Here is a 16,037-nt window from a genome sequence, read left to right on the forward strand (position 1 = left end):
TGGCTCCAGTATCACTGGAGCCACGATAATTAAAGTTAGCTAGCTGACAGTCAGCGCCTTACAAGAAAAACGATAATTAGAAGCGATGAAAAAAATTAATTGGTACCCCGCCGTTATTTTGGGCCTTCTCGCCCTGCTGGTAATTACCTTTGCCGCGCTGGTAACTTCCCGTGCGGCTCAAGGGCCTCAACAACACTTTTCTGATACTGGTGATAAAGAATTGTTTGAGTGGAAGCTGGTTACTACCTGGCCAAAAACTTCCCCGGCCTGGGCCAGGCACCGGAGCGCTTCGCCAAAGAGGTAGAGCAGATGTCTGCTGGCCGTCTCAAAATTAAGGTCTACGGTGCGGGTGAACTGGTGCCTGCATTGGGGGTTTTCGGTGCTGTTTCCGAGGGTGCGGCACAAATGGGGCACGGTGCAGCCTATTACTGGAAAGGCAAGATTCCGGCGGCCCAGTTTTTCACTGCGGTACCTTTTGGTTTGAATGCCCAGGAAATGAATGGCTGGCTCCACCACGGCGGTGGTTTGGAACTCTGGGAGGAGATTTACGAGCCTTTTAATTTGATACCCCTGGCAGGTGGTTCCACAGGGGTGCAAATGGCGGGTTGGTTTAATAAGCCGATTAACTCTGTCGAGGATTTGCAGGGTTTAAAAATGCGAATTCCTGGACTGGGAGGTGAAGTATTAAACCGGGCCGGCGGCACGGCCGTCACGATTCCTGGTGGTGAGCTTTATACAGCGTTGCAGACTGGCGTCATTGATGCGACCGAATGGGTTGGCCCATACAATGATCTAGCATTCGGCTTTCACCAGGTTGCCGAGTATTATTACTATCCTGGTTGGCATGAGCCTGGCTCGATGATGGAATTTATTGTCAATAAAAAAGCCTTCGATAAATTGCCTAAAGACCTGCAGGCAATTGTGCGCGTGGCAGCCCGGGAAGCAAACCAGGACATGCTGGATGAGTACACTGCGCGCAATAACCGAGCCCTGCGTGAATTAGTGGAAGAGCACGGTGTAAAGCTCAGGCGTCTACCGGATGAAGTACTTTCTCATTTAAAGCAAATCAACACGCAAATTATGCAGGAGACTGCAGACAAGGACCCTGAGTTTGCCCGTATCTATAAAGCCTTTAAGGATTTTGAGCGGGATGTACGGCCCTACCACCAGATTAGTGAAGAGGCTTATTACCAGGCGCGAGAGCTGGATAATGAGAACAGAAAGGATTAAATGGGGATAATGAGGGGGAAGCTGTGTACCAGACTGTTCCCCGCAGCGATTCAGTGAGCGACTTCTTGTGAATAACTTAAGGCAGTGGCCTGGTATGCCCACTATCGTCAATAGCGACAAAAACAAACTCACCTTCAGTGACCTTCACCTGCTCACCGGAATCAACCCGTGTCAGCCACACCTCAACCATAGTCCTGATCGAAGAACGACCCACTTCGATAGCCTCTGCATAGCAGCTGACTGTGGAGCCAACAGGTACCGGGCGTAAAAACACCATACTGCCTACCGCAACGGTGGTTACCCTGCCCCGTGCGATACTTTGGGCGAGGATTGCGCCGGCCAGGTCCATTTGCGACATCAGCCAGCCAGCAAATACGTCCCCTTGGGGATTGGTATCACGGGGCATGGCCAGGGTTTGCAGGGTTAGCGTACCTGTGGGTTGCGGGTTTTCATCTAGGGCTGAAAGTGCGGACATCGACTGCTCACAGATTGTTAGAGTTATTGGGTACTACTTCTGGGAAGGTGGCGCATTCTAGCACAAATTGCGCAGTAATTGACCAGTGTTATCCAGAATTTGCTGGAGAAAACTGGCGATCCTGCTTCCCAGCCACCACCCCAGATGGCCGGGAGACTAGTGATCTGGGCCTTACAAAGCCTCTACTTCCAGCAGGTTGTCGTCTGGGTTTTTATCAATCATCTTGATGTAGGGGTCAATTCCAGCGATGCTCGGTTTGCCCTCCACTTCAAACTCCAGCACGGTGGTTTGCTCGCTGATCTCCTGTTTGGCGAAGTAGAGCACGTTTTCTGAATTAAAGTTCTTGTCGGGATCTTCCTTGAAAATGGCGATATCTATCCGATTATTCATTGGGATTTCTTGTTCCTGGCCCTCCCCATCGGCCTCGAACTTGTGAGCTTCCAACTCCAACAGAACGCGATAGTTACCATTATCCAATAGCTCAGAGGTGGCCTTTGCGATCTTCAGGTCAAAAAGAACTACCCTCTCCAGCATATCGGTGATCAGTTCCTGGTGAGATGCTTCGGCGTGCGCTCTGAGCCTTGCCACCAAATCCATACTGGTGGGATAGGGGTCACTGGAGAACCCTTTATCTTTCAGCAACGATGCCAAGGCCGCATTTATGGCATCTTCACCCATGGCATCTTTGAGGGCGTACATGGCTACAGAACCCTTTCGGTAGTGGATATAGGGTTGATTTTCATTGTGAGTCAGGGGGAGTTCCTCAAGGAGTTCGCTACCCCGCGCGCTCAGGTAACGGTCAAGCTCATATTTGAGGAAGCGACGTATTTTTTCCGGACCGTATTCCTGCTCCATAACCATCAGTGCGGAATACTGGGCCAGGGTTTCGGAGAGCAAAGTGGCGCCTTGCACGTTGGCTCCGACCAACTGATGTGCCCACCACTGGTGTGCAACCTCGTGGGCAGTCACATAGAAGACGTAATCAATTTCATTCGGGTCGCGGAGATCGGCGACAAAGCCGATGGATTCTGAAAAGGGCACGGTGTTGGGAAATGCCTGGGCAAAACTTTCATAACCCGGGAACTCAACGATACGCAACTGGCGATATTGATAGGGACTGAAAGCCGCACTGAAATACTCCAGGGATTTCTTCACACTTTCAATCATACGGTCCACGTTGTAGTCGTGAGGCTTGTGATGGTAGACCTCAATGGCTACATCCTTCCACTGGTCTTTAACTATGGTGTAGTCCGCAGAAAGGTAGGAGAAAAAATTGTGAATCGGGGCATCCATCTTGTAGTGGAAATAGTGGCGCTTTCCCTCCTGCCAGTCTTTTTGCAGATAGCCGGGAGCCAGTGCTACTTGTCCCACTGAGGTACTGACCGTGGTTTCAAAGTTAATCCAGTCGGAGTCGCTGCGCAGGTAGGACTCCCGGTAGTGATCTGTATCCTCCAGTTTGGGCATTCGCTGAGGCGGGGGTAGATCGTACTTCTTGCGCAGGTGACGGTCAGTTAATTCAATATTGCTGTTGTAACCGATAAAGGGCATCGCCTCAAAGTTATTAAAGAAAGTACCGTTTTGCACAATAGTGGTGGAGGAGCCGGAGTTCATAAAGCCACGGCTGATCCTGCTAAGATCAAACTCCAGTGTAAGTGCCTCTCCGGGTTCCAGGGGTTGCTCCAGTTCGAAGAAATAATGGCCGAATTGCTCATCCTTTTCGCGCAGTTTGGCCTGACTCAGGGATAGCTGGTTGACCGTGAGACCGCGCTCCAGTCCGATGGCTACTTCATTGATAGATTTATCGCGCTTATTCATCAGGAAGTAACGCCCACGCACTTCATAGCGGCGTTCATCGGGGAAGATATCCACATCTACATTGACATCGATGATATGTGGCGCTGGCTTGTCTTCCAGGGATTTGTACTTTTTCTCGTAGTCTGCGGCTAGCTGCTCGCGATCCTTGCTGGTTTCATAGTCGTTGAGAATATTAGTGTTGTAGAAAATAAAGGTTCCACTGGCAACAAACAGCAGGAAGGCTGTAATACCAGCTAAACGGCTGGGCAATCCCAGCTGGAAGCGTAGGGCTTTGAGCCTGCTCGTTAGTGAGGCCAGGGTGCCCCGCTGCCAGAGCCCATAACTCAACATTGCTAATATCAGGCTGAAGCTTGTCCAGTAAAATGCAAACCAGGCGCGACCCTGTTCAAAGTGACCATAGCCATTCATATCCGAGTAGGGAGCAGCATTCCAACCGGCGAACTGATAGAGGTTGTGCTCAAAACCTAAGATGTCGAGCACTATAGAGCTGATCAGGTAGCCCACCATCAGCAACATGCCGAGGAATTTATTACGGGTAATTACCTGGACAAAGATAGAAAGAACAGCCATCAGGTAGAAGGGCATTGCGAATTGGTACCAGAGACCATAAAAATAAAGCCCTGGCTCGAGGGTAGCGTGCCCCTTGCCCAGCTGTACAGCGACAGTGGTCAGCATACTGGCAATCAATATACCGGCTAGAACCACCAGCATTGCAATAAACTTGCTTGCCACAAAAACCCAGTTCGGTGTGGGCACTGCATCCATAATTTCATGGCAGCCGGTCTGGCGTTCGCGCCATACTAATTCAGCCCCATAGTAGATCAGAATAATCATCATGATCAGGCTGAAGGCGCCCTGTATCAGGCTTATCATTGAGCGGGTAACAGGGTAAACCGAGGTACCGAAAATTGCTTCCAGGTTAAGGGAAGCACCCAGTACGTTGAGAACACCAATTGCGAGAATTACCCAAAAAGCCAGGCTTTTTACCACAGCTTTGACTTCAAAACCGCTGCGTACCCGGAATTGTTGCCAAACAGCGGTTGCGCCAAAAGTAGGAGTGATTCGCGGTATTGGCTTATTGTAACGAAGCTGTTCCTCAGTTTGATTCTCTATTCTGTGACGACGTGACCAGAGTGGTTTGCGCTCGGCAAAAGAAAAGCATCTATAGCCCAACCCGATAATAAGCAAACTGGCGATGAGCCATATTATGCGATTGGTTAGATACTCTCCCTCCAGGGCAACCATGGAAGTATTGCGGTCGAAGGCGGTCCAATAACGAGTGGCATTATCGAAGGCGCCGAGACCGAAGGGGTCGGCCAGTGCGGCGACACTGCGATAAGCGGGCTCGTCCATCATCCCCTGACTGGTAAAATAGAGAACCAGAAAAGCAATCAGCCCCAAGTAGGTGGCCATCATGCTGCGAGTTACAGCTGCCAGGCTAAAAAACAGTGCGCTGCAAAACAGCATGGTGGGAAGAATGAGTGCGAATAGTGTTTGTAAGTAATGAGATATTTGTGTTGGACCTAACCGTTCCGGGTCCAGCCAGGGCATCCAGGAACCGAACAGCATACCTAGGGCAGAGGCTGAAAATGCCAGGAAAGAAACAGTAAATGACCCTGTGAAGCGCCCTAGTAAATAATCGCGCTTGCTGATAGGGGTACTGAAGACGATACCATCCATTTTCATATCACGATCACGCAGTACCGGGTTGGCTGCGAATGCGGCGGTAATAAAAATACTGAACAAGCTCATGATCAGTAGGGTTTGCATGATCGCAAAAGGGGAGTTGATTAGGGTGCTGCCGCCGGCACCGCCGATTTGTATACTGTTGGAGGCAGTGGCGCCAAATGTCAGAAGGAAAAAAACCAGGCTGGTGACATAAAACACCGGCTGGCGCAGTTGATAGTGAAATTCAAACTTAGCAATAGATAAAAACATGTCGATACCCTCCCCCGCCTCAGGCGGCGCTAGCCACTCGAGATTCTTCATCACTGAAGAGGGTGGAGAAGTAGACATCCTCCAGGTCGGGTTGCAGTTGTTCAAACCCTTCACCCGGTTGAGATTCCGCCAGTATATGTACAACATGACGGCCGGCTAATAGGCGAGTGGAAATCACATCGAATTTATTACGGCACTCTTCCAACTCTGATTTATTGACGATACGCCGCCATACGCGACCTTGCAGCTTGGAAGTCAGCTCTTCAGGTTTACCTTGTGCAACAATTTTTCCAGCTGCGAGAATGGCCATATTGGGGCACAGATCGGCAACATCTTCCACAATGTGGGTGGAGAGTATCACTACTACATTCTCGCCAATTTCGCTGAGCAGATTATGAAAGCGATTGCGCTCCTGTGGGTCGAGTCCAGCTGTGGGTTCGTCGACAATAATCAGGCGCGGGTCGCCGATAAGGGCTTGGGCAATGCCAAAGCGCTGGCGCATACCGCCGGAGTAACCGCTCAGATTTTTCTTGCGATCACGAAATAAATTGGTTTGGTGCAATAAGTCAGCCACCAGCTCGCGGCGTTCCTTTCGATTGCTGATACCCTTAAGTACCGCCATATGATCAAGCATATCTTCGGCACTGATTCTCGGATAAACACCAAAATCCTGTGGCAGGTAACCTAAAGTACTACGGATTTTCTGCGGATTGGTGGCCACATTGATTCCATCAAAAGTGATGAATCCACTATCGGCGAATTGCAGAGTGGCGATGGTACGCATCAATGAGGACTTGCCGGCCCCATTGGGTCCGAGCAACCCGAACATTCCCTTTGGAATATCCAGATTGACGTTTTTAAGCGCGTGTACGCCATTGTCATAAGTCTTGGAAAGACTAGAGATCTTCAGCATTTTTAATTCCCTTTTAATATTTATTCATGTTCTTAATTCTTTTTAAGAATCGATAGACTGATTTCAGAGTTCTTGATTCCCTATTTGTTATCTTTATTTGTTTCGAGTGTCGATAGGTGCGTTTCACCGTCAATATATAGACAGTTACACCAGGTTTTAAATCGTTAATGTAACAGGAGTATTTTCTGAAAAGAGGGATGACAAGGTGTAGTGAAAGTTTTAAAAGACAAATAGTTTGATGTTTCTGTAGTTAAGTGCGGAGTGTGGAATTGACGATAGAGACTGAGAAGGGGCGGCGCAATTGAGCCGGCCCCTTTTATTTTTAACAGGTGTAAAAATAGGGTATGTACCTGTTATTTTTGAATAATCCCTGGCAGCCAGGTTGCCAGAGCTGGCCAGAGCGCCAATAGACAAAGTAAAAAAATCTGGATGCCAATAAAGGGCGCAACACCACGGTATATAGCGGAAGTAGCTATTGAGCTGGGTGCGACACCGCGTAGATAAAAGAGGGCAAAACCAAACGGTGGTGTCAGGAATGAAGTTTGCAGGTTAATGGCGATCATAATGCCGAGCCAAATCGGGTCGACTCCCATTGCTAATAAAACTGGCCCTACAATAGGTACCACTACAAAGGTGATCTCGATAAAGTCGAGAATAAACCCAAGTAAGAAAATCACCAGCATTACCAATAGTGTCGCCCCTACTACGCCACCGGGCAGGCTGTGAAAAATACTGGTTACCAATTCTTCGCCGCCATAACCGCGGAAGACCAGAGAAAACAGCGAGGCTCCGATTAGGATTGCGAAGACCATCGCTGTTACTTGTAGGGTGCTTCGCCCAACCTCCCCCGCTCGTGCCCAATTCAGGGCACCACGGCTATAAGCCAACAAACCTGCGCCCAGTGCACCTACTGCAGCGGCCTCTGTGGGAGTTGCTGCACCGGTAATAATGGAGCCCAAAACCACCAACATCAGGGCAATAGGAGGAAAAAGGCTGCTAATCAACGGCCAGACTTCCAGTGCCTCCTGTTCGGTGGAGGGAGCTTTCGCCGGTTCGCGGCGGGCCATGAATAACAGGTAAATAATGTAGGCGGCTACCAGCAGTAAGCCCGGGATAATTGCCCCGATAAACAGGTCACCGACGCTGACGGGCTTGGGGTTAAAGATTCCGGCAGACAGCTGTGCCTGTTGGTAGGCATTGGAGAGAGTATCTCCCAGTAATACCAGCGCAATAGATGGAGGGATAATTTGCCCGAGGGTACCGGTGGCACAGATGGTACCGGTGGCGAGCTTGGGAGAGTAGCCCTGTTTCAGCATGGTGGGCAGGGACATCAGACCCATAGTTACTACCGTGGCACCCACTATTCCGGTGCTGGCGGCGAGCAGTGCACCAACCACTACTACAGAAATGGCCATTCCTGCCCGCGCCCCCATAAATACCTTGGTTAGGTTGACCAGTAAATCCTCGGCGATTCGGGCGCGCTCCAGTATCACACCCATCAGCACAAATAATGGCACGGCCACCAGGGTGCCATTTTGCATAATGCCGTAGAGGCGATCGGGAAAGGCGCGCAGCAATTCTGCATCAAAGACGCCGTACACAATACCCAGGCCAGCGGTGATTAGCGCTGTTCCACCAAGAGTGAAGGCTACCGGATAGCCGAACATCAACATTGCACAGACAGCGGCGAACATCAGCAGGGGGATTAACTCCATCATGCCTCAGCCTCCTCTGCTTGCCTTAGTAACCGGGGCTTGGCCGAGGCCTTGGTTGTCGGGGCTGGCGTTTCCATCAGTTGCAGGAGGGCGCGCATAAACTGGGCTGCGCCGGCCAGGGCTAGGGTAATTGCCGCAAGAGGGATCAGGCTCTTCAATAGGAATACCCCTGGCAGGCCGCCGGCATTGGCGCTGTCTTCAAGCACTGACCAGCTGTTCAGTACAAACTGCCAACTGCTAATCAGCATAAAAGTACAAATTGGTAATAAAAAGATGAGATAACCTACGGCGTTAACCCAGGCCTTGCCCCTGGTCCCCATGCGCCTATAGAGGATGTCTACCCGCACATGGGCATCAGTTTGCAGGGCGTAGGCCAGGCCGAGCATAAAGGTAGCACCGTGCAGATAGACTACGGATTCCTGTAGGGCGATAGAGCCGCTATCGAAAAGATGGCGTAGTGCCACGACACAGCTTTGCAGTAAAACCATGGCCCAGGTAAACCAGGCCAGCAGGTGACCGGTGCGACTGGACAGACTCTCCAATGCACGGGCTCCACGCAACAGAAAAGGCATGGGGGCTTCTCTCTTTACATCTTATTGTTATCTTGGTTGCACGAAGGTTACCGTTTTGGCAGTCCATGCACCAGCGAGCCATATTTCAAGCTGTCATCTTTTTGTCATCTTTTGTTCATAGAATCGTCACCCGTTGTTCCTAGCATCGCCGCGTGAAATAAAAAACACTCATCGGAGTTCCACATGAACAAGCAAATTCTGGCCACTTCCCTGGCGGCATTGACCCTCGCCACCTCTCAGGTGGCTATGGCGGCTCGCGACTACATCAGTGTTGTCGGTTCCTCTACCGTTTATCCTTTTACTACTACTGTGGCAGAGCGCTTCAGCCGCGCTACACAGTTCAAAACCCCGGTAGTTGAATCCACGGGAACTGGCGGCGGTATGAAGTTATTCTGCCAGGGCGTTGGCGAGAGCACTGCAGATATCACCGGTGCATCCCGTCGTATCAAGCAGTCCGAGCTGGAAATGTGTAACGGCAACGGCGTTGATGTTGTGGAAGTCCAGATCGGCTACGACGGCATCGTACTCGCCAACGCAAAGAAAGCAGCTCCGTTTGAGCTATCCCGCAAGGATATTTTCCTGGCTTTGGCTAAAGAAGTACCAAACCCTAACGGTTCCGAGACCCTGGTGGCCAACCCTTACAAGACCTGGAAAGACGTAAACCCGGCTTTGCCCAATACCAAAATTGAAGTTCTGGGCCCGCCCCCACTTCCGGTACCCGCGATGCCTTTGCCGAGCTGGCGATGGAAGGTGGCTGTAAGAAGTTTGGCTGGATCAAGGCCATGAAGAAAAAAGACAAGAGCGCTTACAAGGCGATTTGTCACAACGTGCGCGAAGATGGCGCTTATGTAGAAGCTGGTGAGAACGACAATCTGATCGTGAACAAGCTGGTTGCCAACCCGAATGCCCTGGGCATTTTCGGCTTCAGCTTCCTCGATCAGAATGCCGACAAAGTACAGGGCTCACTGATTGAAGGTCAGGCCCCGACTTTCGATTCTATTGCTGATCAGAGCTACCCGGTATCCCGCCCGCTGTTTATCTACGTGAAGAAAGCGCATGCTGACGTAGTACCGGGCATCAAGCAATTCCTGGCCGAGTTCACCAATGAGCGCACCTGGGGTGATGAAGGTTACCTGACAGACAAAGGCATGATCCCGTTGCCTCAAGAGAAGCGTCAGCAAATTGCTACTGACGTTCGCAAGCTGAATGCACTGAGCAATCTCGCTGCAAAATAACTATATCCTGGAGTAGTACAGTCAAAGGGAATTGACGGCCAAGCCCGAGAGGGCTTGGCTTTTCTTTGTCCACAGCACTGTGGAATCTGAAGGAAATGTCGGGATAATGCCGACCACCATTTTTTAGCACGGTAAATCAATGCAAACCCCCACACTGTTCGCCCTTCTGCTGCTGTTGATACTGGTGGCCTACGGTACCGGCTTTAGCCGTGCACTGAGCGCTGCACGCAGCTTAGGTGGCTTACGCAATCTGGCTTCCCTGCCTAGTTATTACGGAATATTTGCCGCGCTTTGGTGTGGCTTGCCGGCTTTGATATTACTAGGAGCCTGGCTGATTTTTGACGATGCCATTATTCGGGCTATGGTGCTGAACAGTGTCGCCGACAAACCCGAGACAATTTCAGGACAGAATCTGCTCTACGCCCAAATTCAAAATCTGGCTGCGGGTCATATGTTGGGGGAAGCCACTCCACGTTTGCAAGAAGCGGCGGATCACCTCAGCCAATTGCGTAGCAGCTCCAATAATATGCAAGCCTTTATGAGCTTGATATTGGCCGTGGGTCTTGGGGCCTTTGCTCTTTTACGTTTCTCTCCACAATTACGCGCCAGAGAAAAAGTTGAGAAGGTCTTGCGGGCTATATTGATTGCCTGTGCCTGCGCGGCCATTTTTACCACCGTGGGTATTCTATTCTCGGTGCTATTTGAATCCCTGCGCTTCTTCCAGTCGGTTCCGGTCACCGAGTTTCTGTTCGGTTTGCACTGGAGCCCGCAGATGGCCCTGCGTGCCGACCAGGTTGGTTCCAGTGGTGCCTTCGGTGCTGTGCCCCTGTTTACCGGCACCTTAATGGTTTCTGCCATCGCCATGTTTGTCGCTGTACCGATTGGTTTGATGGCGGCAATTTACCTGGCGGAATATGCCAGTAAACGTGTCCGTGCAGTGGCCAAACCTATTTTGGAGATTCTCGCCGGTGTACCTACAGTGGTATACGGCTTCTTTGCCGCCCTGACTGTTGCGCCCTTTATTCGTGACCTGGCTACCTCGGTCGGCCTGGAGGCCTCCAGTGAAAGTGCCTTGGCTGCTGGTCTGGTGATGGGCATTATGATTATCCCGTTTGTCTCCTCACTGTCGGACGACGTGATCAATGCGGTGCCGCAATCATTGCGCGATGGTGCCCTGGGCTTGGGCTCCACCCACTCTGAAACAGTGCGCAAAGTGGTCATCCCGGCGGCTTTGCCGGGAATTGTCGGCGGTGTTCTGCTGGCGGTGTCACGGGCAATTGGTGAGACCATGATCGTGGTGATGGCGGCGGGACTCGCAGCTAACTTAACCGCCAACCCGCTGGAGTCTGTGACCACTGTTACCGTTCAGATTGTGACCCTGCTGGTTGGTGACCAGGAGTTTGACAGCCCCAAAACCCTGGCGGCCTTTGCCCTGGGCTTAATGCTGTTTGTTACCACATTGGTGCTGAACTTTATCGCCCTGCACGTAGTGAAAAAATATCGGGAGCAGTATGACTAATCTGACTCAGGCGCAGGTTCGCGAGCGTATTGAGAAGCGCCTCGCCAGCCGCCATCGCAAGGAAAAGCTCTTTCGCGGATTGGGCATTGCCAGTATCGCCTTCGGGGTACTCGCAGTTGTAATTCTGTTCAGCGATATTATCAGCAAGGGTAGCGGTGCTTTTATGCAGACCGCTATCCAGCTGGAAATACACTACGACGCACAGGTACTTGACATCGACAAAGTCGATGATGAGAGCCTGGCCTGGGCCAACTTCTCCGGTGTGATTCGCCAAGCATTGCGCGAGCGCTTTCCCTCGGTGACCAGCCGTGGCGAAAAGCGCGAGCTATATACCCTGGTTTCTTCTGGCGCGCCTTTCACTCTGCGTGACCGCCTGGCTGATGACCCTGAGCTGCTTGGCAAGAGCGAGAAGGTTTGGTTCGCCGCTGATGACGATGTGGACACCTTTGTTAAGAGCCTCAAGGATTCCAAGGAGGGTTTTCGTGGTCGCACCTCTGAGCAGAAAGCCGGCTGGATTGAGCAACTGTTGGATAGTGGTGAGCTGAAAAAACGTTTCAATACCACCTTCTTTACCAATGGGGATTCCCGTGAGCCAGAGCAGGCTGGTATTCGGGCAGCGCTGATGGGGTCGCTATTTACTCTGCTGGTGACACTGGCGTTGTCCTTCCCTATCGGCGTAGCCGCCGCCATTTACCTGGAAGAATATGCACCGAAGAACCGCTGGACCGACCTAATTGAAGTGAATATTAATAACCTTGCTGCGGTACCTTCTATCGTATTTGGTTTGTTGGGGCTGGCGATTTTTATCAATTTCTTCGAGCTGCCTCGCTCGGCGCCGTTAGTCGGCGGTTTGGTGCTGACCCTGATGACACTGCCGACGATTATTATTTCCAGCCGTGCGGCATTAAAAGCGGTACCGCCTTCTATTCGTGAAGCGGCTATGGGGATGGGTGCCTCGCGTATGCAGGTGGTTTTCCACCATGTGTTGCCACTGGCAATGCCGGGTATGCTTACCGGTGCGATTATCGGCATGGCCCAGGCTCTGGGTGAAACAGCACCTCTGTTGATGATTGGTATGGTCGCCTTTATTGTCGATGTGCCCGCCGGGGTGACGGATCCAGCCACTGTGCTACCGGTACAGATCTTCCTGTGGGCCGACAGCCCTGAGCGCGCTTTTGTCGAGCGCACTTCGGCAGCAATTATGGTGCTGCTGAGCGTATTGATTGTAATGAATGCCAGCGCGGTATTACTGCGCAAGAAACTTGAGCGCCGCTGGTAACACAGCGCGGATTAACAGAAAGCGGGATTATTTATGAGTACCATGACCCTGGATGCCGCGGGGCGCACAGAGGCGGCGCAATCCGAACTGACTGGCGGGCAAATTGCAGCGAGCGCCGAAGTCCGGAAAACCGTGGGCAAGCCGTTCTGTGATACCGCCAAGTTGCGCATGCGCAATGTGAATGTATTTTACGGCGAGGCCCAGGCTATCCACTCCGTCAGCCTGGATATAGGCCGCAATCAAGTGGTGGCCATGATCGGCCCCTCCGGTTGTGGTAAGTCCACTTTCCTGCGCTGCCTCAACCGTATGAACGACACTATTGAAGGTTGTCGTGTTGAGGGAGAGTTGAGTCTGGATGGCGATCCTATTTACGGTCCCAAGGTGGATGTTGTGCCCTTGCGTGCTCGGGTGGGCATGGTATTCCAGAAGCCAAACCCTTTCCAAAGTCCATCTATGAGAACGTGGCCTATGGTCCCAAGATCCATGGGATCGCCAGCCGCCGCGCCGATCTGGATGAAATTGTTGAGAGCAGCTTGCGCCGCGCCGGGCTATGGAATGAGGTAAAGGATCGCCTGGATAAGCCGGGTACCGGACTCTCCGGTGGCCAGCAGCAGCGCTTGTGTATTGCCCGGGCTATTGCGGTTAGCCCCGAAGTTATTCTGATGGATGAGCCCTGTTCGGCCCTGGACCCCATCGCCACCGCACGTATCGAAGAGCTGATTGATGAGCTGCGCGAGAACTACACTATCGCCATCGTTACACACTCAATGCAGCAGGCCGCTCGCGTCAGTCAGCGTACGGCCTACTTCCATCTGGGTCGACTTGTCGAAGTTAACGATACCGAAACCGTGTTCACCAACCCTGAGCACGAATTAACCGAAGCCTATATCACCGGCCGCTTCGGCTGAGTTGGCCACGCCCCGAGGGAACACTATGGAAATGCACTTCGATCAGCATATCTCCCGTCAGTTCAACGAGGACCTGGAAGGTATTAAGACCGAGATGTTGGAGATGGGCGGCATGGTTGCCCGTCAGGTCGCCGATGCTGTAGATGCCTTGTCCAATGCTGATAGTCAGCTGGCTGAGGAGGTTTTGCGTGTCGAAGAGGAGATCGACAAGAGCGAGATGGCACTCGACGAGCACGCGACTTTAATTATTGCTAAACGCCAGCCCGCCGCCTCGGATTTACGGATGGTGATGTCGGTAACTCGCATAGCTCGTGATCTGGAGCGCATCGGCGATGAGGCCTGCAAGGTTGCAAAAATGGCCATTGCCCTCACCGATGAAGGCACCTCACCCCGTGGTTATACTGAAATACGCCATATCGCCAATGCCGTGCGCAAGATGCTCAACGATGCCCTGGATGCCTACACCCGTTTTGATGTTGAGTCAGCCCTGCGCACGCTGGCGGAAGATGAGCAGGTGGATATGGATTACCGCACCGCGGTTCGCGAGTTAGTCACTTATATGATGGAAGACCCGCGTAGTATTTCGCGAGTGATCAACGTGCTTTGGGCGCTGCGTTCACTGGAGCGTATTGGCGACCATGCGAAGAATATTTGTGAGCAGGTAGTTTATTTGGTGGAAGGTGCGGATATTCGCCACGGCCATGAAAAAAATCTGCGGAAGTCTTGAACTTCCAGTCCGCTACAAAGGTCGCATTAAGCGGCCTTTTTTTATTGCAGGTTTTTCCAGCTCGGGCGTCCTGAGAGGAAGTGATGAAATATATTTTCGAAGTTCAGATCAAAGAGGGGTTCAGTGCTGAGGAATATGCTGAGGCCTGGGTACGGGCGTCCAGGATAATTCAGCAATATCCCGGCGCTATGGGAACGGAACTTCACCGCAAGATTGATGATCCAAGAAAATTGCTTGCTGTTGCCACTTGGCGTTGTAAGGAAGACAGGGATGCAATGCAGGCACAGCATTCAGTGGAGATCGAAAAAATCATTCGTAGTGTTGCCCCCTTCGTCGAAATTCGTTCATTGGGTGAATTTGAAGATCCGCAATGGGTTGTTAATTTTAGCCTGGATTAATATTAGTGAATCCAAACTGAATGTAAGCTGAATAAAGCAAGTGTGGCTGATAAGAATTAAAAAAATATAAAATTATATTGTTTTTTGTGATTTGTTTTTCCAATTAGTTATTACGCTGCATTACAAGTATTTTTATCTTTTTGTTCCAGTCAATTCAACCACCTGTTTTATTCAGCTTGTCGCAAAAAAATAGTTAACTGACTTTTTGTAATTTGCTGTTGTTGCGAACTAAAAAACTTTTGTTACAATCCGCTGCCCAATTTGGATCCCAACGTTAACGAAGGATTTTGATATGAGATTCAAGCTCGCAGCTCTTCCCCTGATGCTTCTCGCGGCTACTGCTGGTGCTGAGGAATACAATTCATTCACCAAAGCTAGTTACGCTGATACAGAGTTTGGTTCTGCAGATGCAGACCATTTTGATTTTGAGACAATTTACTATTTTGGGGGTAAAGAAACCCTCGGCCCACTAAAAGAATTTGAATATATTAATAAAGTCAGTAATTTTTCCGCAGGATTTTCTCATTACAATATCAGAAGTTTTGACTCCGATACTTTCTCAGTAGGTGGTGAGTACTTTACGTCTGGCGGCTTTGTTGTTGGTGCAGGAATTATTGACCTTTGGGAAAATAATGTAGATTATCAATCTATTGGATATCTATTTTCCCCTGATTTTTTGCTGACTTTGAATCATGTTGATGATGATAGCGACAATGAGTTTTCAGTAGATGCTCGCTACAATCATCAGTTAAACTCTACTGATTACATCGGTTTTAATCTATTTGTTGATGAAGAGTTTGATACTCGCTCACTGTCTTCCAAGTACTTTACTCACTTGGGTGGTGAACAATACCTGACCGCAGAGTTGACTTATACGAACTTTGATGAGGCTGATGATTACTGGGCTCTGGGCACAGAGTACTTCTTTACTCAGCGCACTTCTATCGGCTTCTCTTTCGATGAGTATGATACATACAAGTTGGGGGTGAACCACTTCTTCAACCGCAACTTTGCTGTTGAAGCGGCTTATGTTACCAACACTGATAGTGATTTAGATTACGATACATACCAATTAGGGCTGACTGTGCAGCTATAATTTGGACTCATAAAAGGGCTATCTAAGATAGCCCTTTTATTTCTGGATTTATATTATTCTATCTATCCGCACTAACCCTTCTAGATTTTCGATCAACTGATAATATTTAAAATCCCTCTAAATGCTACCTTACTATCAACATGCATTATCCAGGTTAATATGAAGGTCTGCTACAAATTGCAATAAGAGTTTCGAGTAATTTATTAGTTGTATTAAG

General features: G+C 50.5%; 10 protein-coding genes and 3 pseudogenes. 8 read left to right on the top strand and 5 right to left on the bottom strand.

The annotated features are described in order from the left end of the window. The first annotated feature begins 85 nt into the window (after positions 1-85). Positions 86-1,230 (top strand): annotated as a pseudogene (locus P3339_RS00155) (TRAP transporter substrate-binding protein). Positions 1,231-1,306: 76 nt separating this feature from the next. On the opposite strand, the gene P3339_RS00160 reads toward P3339_RS00155, so the two are convergent. The 5 genes from P3339_RS00160 to P3339_RS00180 all read right to left on the bottom strand — a co-directional run bounded on the left by P3339_RS00160 (position 1,307) and on the right by P3339_RS00180 (position 8,658). After that, complete coding sequence (locus P3339_RS00160; protein ID WP_020413936.1) at positions 1,307-1,705, bottom strand: acyl-CoA thioesterase; 399 nt, start codon at positions 1,703-1,705, stop codon at positions 1,307-1,309. A 171-nt stretch (positions 1,706-1,876) separates the two neighbouring features. After that, complete coding sequence (locus tag P3339_RS00165; protein WP_282952072.1) at positions 1,877-5,458, bottom strand: ABC transporter permease/M1 family aminopeptidase; 3,582 nt, start codon at positions 5,456-5,458, stop codon at positions 1,877-1,879. A 19-nt stretch (positions 5,459-5,477) separates the two neighbouring features. Continuing rightward, positions 5,478-6,371: an ABC transporter ATP-binding protein gene (locus P3339_RS00170; protein ID WP_020413938.1), complete on the bottom strand. Its 894-nt coding sequence runs from the start codon at positions 6,369-6,371 to the stop codon at positions 5,478-5,480. Positions 6,372-6,724: 353 nt separating this feature from the next. Continuing rightward, positions 6,725-8,089 (bottom strand): TRAP transporter large permease, encoded by a 1,365-nt coding sequence (locus P3339_RS00175; protein WP_020413939.1) that lies wholly within the window; start codon positions 8,087-8,089, stop codon positions 6,725-6,727. Then, on the bottom strand, positions 8,086-8,658 hold the full coding sequence (locus P3339_RS00180; protein ID WP_020413940.1) for a TRAP transporter small permease subunit: 573 nt from the start codon (positions 8,656-8,658) through the stop codon (positions 8,086-8,088). Before P3339_RS00180 ends, P3339_RS00175 begins: the two co-directional genes overlap by 4 nt. 183 nt (positions 8,659-8,841) lie before the next feature. Between P3339_RS00180 and P3339_RS00185 the strand changes: the two are divergent. The 7 genes and pseudogenes from P3339_RS00185 to P3339_RS00215 all read left to right on the top strand — a co-directional run bounded on the left by P3339_RS00185 (position 8,842) and on the right by P3339_RS00215 (position 15,820). Beyond that, positions 8,842-9,893, top strand: a pseudogene (locus tag P3339_RS00185) (PstS family phosphate ABC transporter substrate-binding protein). A 139-nt stretch (positions 9,894-10,032) separates the two neighbouring features. Continuing rightward, positions 10,033-11,412, top strand: a complete 1,380-nt coding sequence (gene pstC / locus P3339_RS00190) for a phosphate ABC transporter permease subunit PstC (protein WP_020413942.1) — start codon at positions 10,033-10,035, stop codon at positions 11,410-11,412. After that, complete coding sequence (gene pstA / locus P3339_RS00195; protein WP_020413943.1) at positions 11,405-12,691, top strand: phosphate ABC transporter permease PstA; 1,287 nt, start codon at positions 11,405-11,407, stop codon at positions 12,689-12,691. Before pstC ends, pstA begins: the two co-directional genes overlap by 8 nt. A 33-nt stretch (positions 12,692-12,724) precedes the next feature. Continuing rightward, positions 12,725-13,599 (top strand): annotated as a pseudogene (pstB, locus tag P3339_RS00200) (phosphate ABC transporter ATP-binding protein PstB). A gap of 25 nt (positions 13,600-13,624) precedes the next feature. After that, complete coding sequence (gene phoU, locus P3339_RS00205; protein ID WP_020413945.1) at positions 13,625-14,326, top strand: phosphate signaling complex protein PhoU; 702 nt, start codon at positions 13,625-13,627, stop codon at positions 14,324-14,326. An 83-nt stretch (positions 14,327-14,409) separates the two neighbouring features. Then, on the top strand, positions 14,410-14,724 hold the full coding sequence (locus P3339_RS00210; protein ID WP_282952073.1) for an antibiotic biosynthesis monooxygenase family protein: 315 nt from the start codon (positions 14,410-14,412) through the stop codon (positions 14,722-14,724). Positions 14,725-15,016: 292 nt separating this feature from the next. Continuing rightward, complete coding sequence (locus tag P3339_RS00215) at positions 15,017-15,820, top strand: putative porin (protein ID WP_282952074.1); 804 nt, start codon at positions 15,017-15,019, stop codon at positions 15,818-15,820. The last annotated feature ends 217 nt before the right edge of the window (positions 15,821-16,037 follow it).

It is taken from the genome of Microbulbifer sp. MLAF003 (assembly GCF_030012965.1).
GTDB classification, from domain to species: Bacteria; Pseudomonadota; Gammaproteobacteria; order Pseudomonadales; family Cellvibrionaceae; genus Microbulbifer; species Microbulbifer variabilis.

Coding starts and splice junctions, on each gene's coding strand:
- pstC (WP_020413942.1), top strand. CDS start 10,033: ATGCAAACCCCCACACTGTTCGCCCTTCTGCTGCTGTTGATACTGGTG.
- P3339_RS00175 (WP_020413939.1), bottom strand. CDS start 8,089: ATGATGGAGTTAATCCCCCTGCTGATGTTCGCCGCTGTCTGTGCAATG.
- P3339_RS00170 (WP_020413938.1), bottom strand. CDS start 6,371: ATGCTGAAGATCTCTAGTCTTTCCAAGACTTATGACAATGGCGTACAC.
- P3339_RS00180 (WP_020413940.1), bottom strand. CDS start 8,658: ATGCCTTTTCTGTTGCGTGGAGCCCGTGCATTGGAGAGTCTGTCCAGT.
- phoU (WP_020413945.1), top strand. CDS start 13,625: ATGGAAATGCACTTCGATCAGCATATCTCCCGTCAGTTCAACGAGGAC.
- pstA (WP_020413943.1), top strand. CDS start 11,405: ATGACTAATCTGACTCAGGCGCAGGTTCGCGAGCGTATTGAGAAGCGC.
- P3339_RS00160 (WP_020413936.1), bottom strand. CDS start 1,705: ATGTCCGCACTTTCAGCCCTAGATGAAAACCCGCAACCCACAGGTACG.
- P3339_RS00165 (WP_282952072.1), bottom strand. CDS start 5,458: ATGTTTTTATCTATTGCTAAGTTTGAATTTCACTATCAACTGCGCCAG.
- P3339_RS00215 (WP_282952074.1), top strand. CDS start 15,017: ATGAGATTCAAGCTCGCAGCTCTTCCCCTGATGCTTCTCGCGGCTACT.
- P3339_RS00210 (WP_282952073.1), top strand. CDS start 14,410: ATGAAATATATTTTCGAAGTTCAGATCAAAGAGGGGTTCAGTGCTGAG.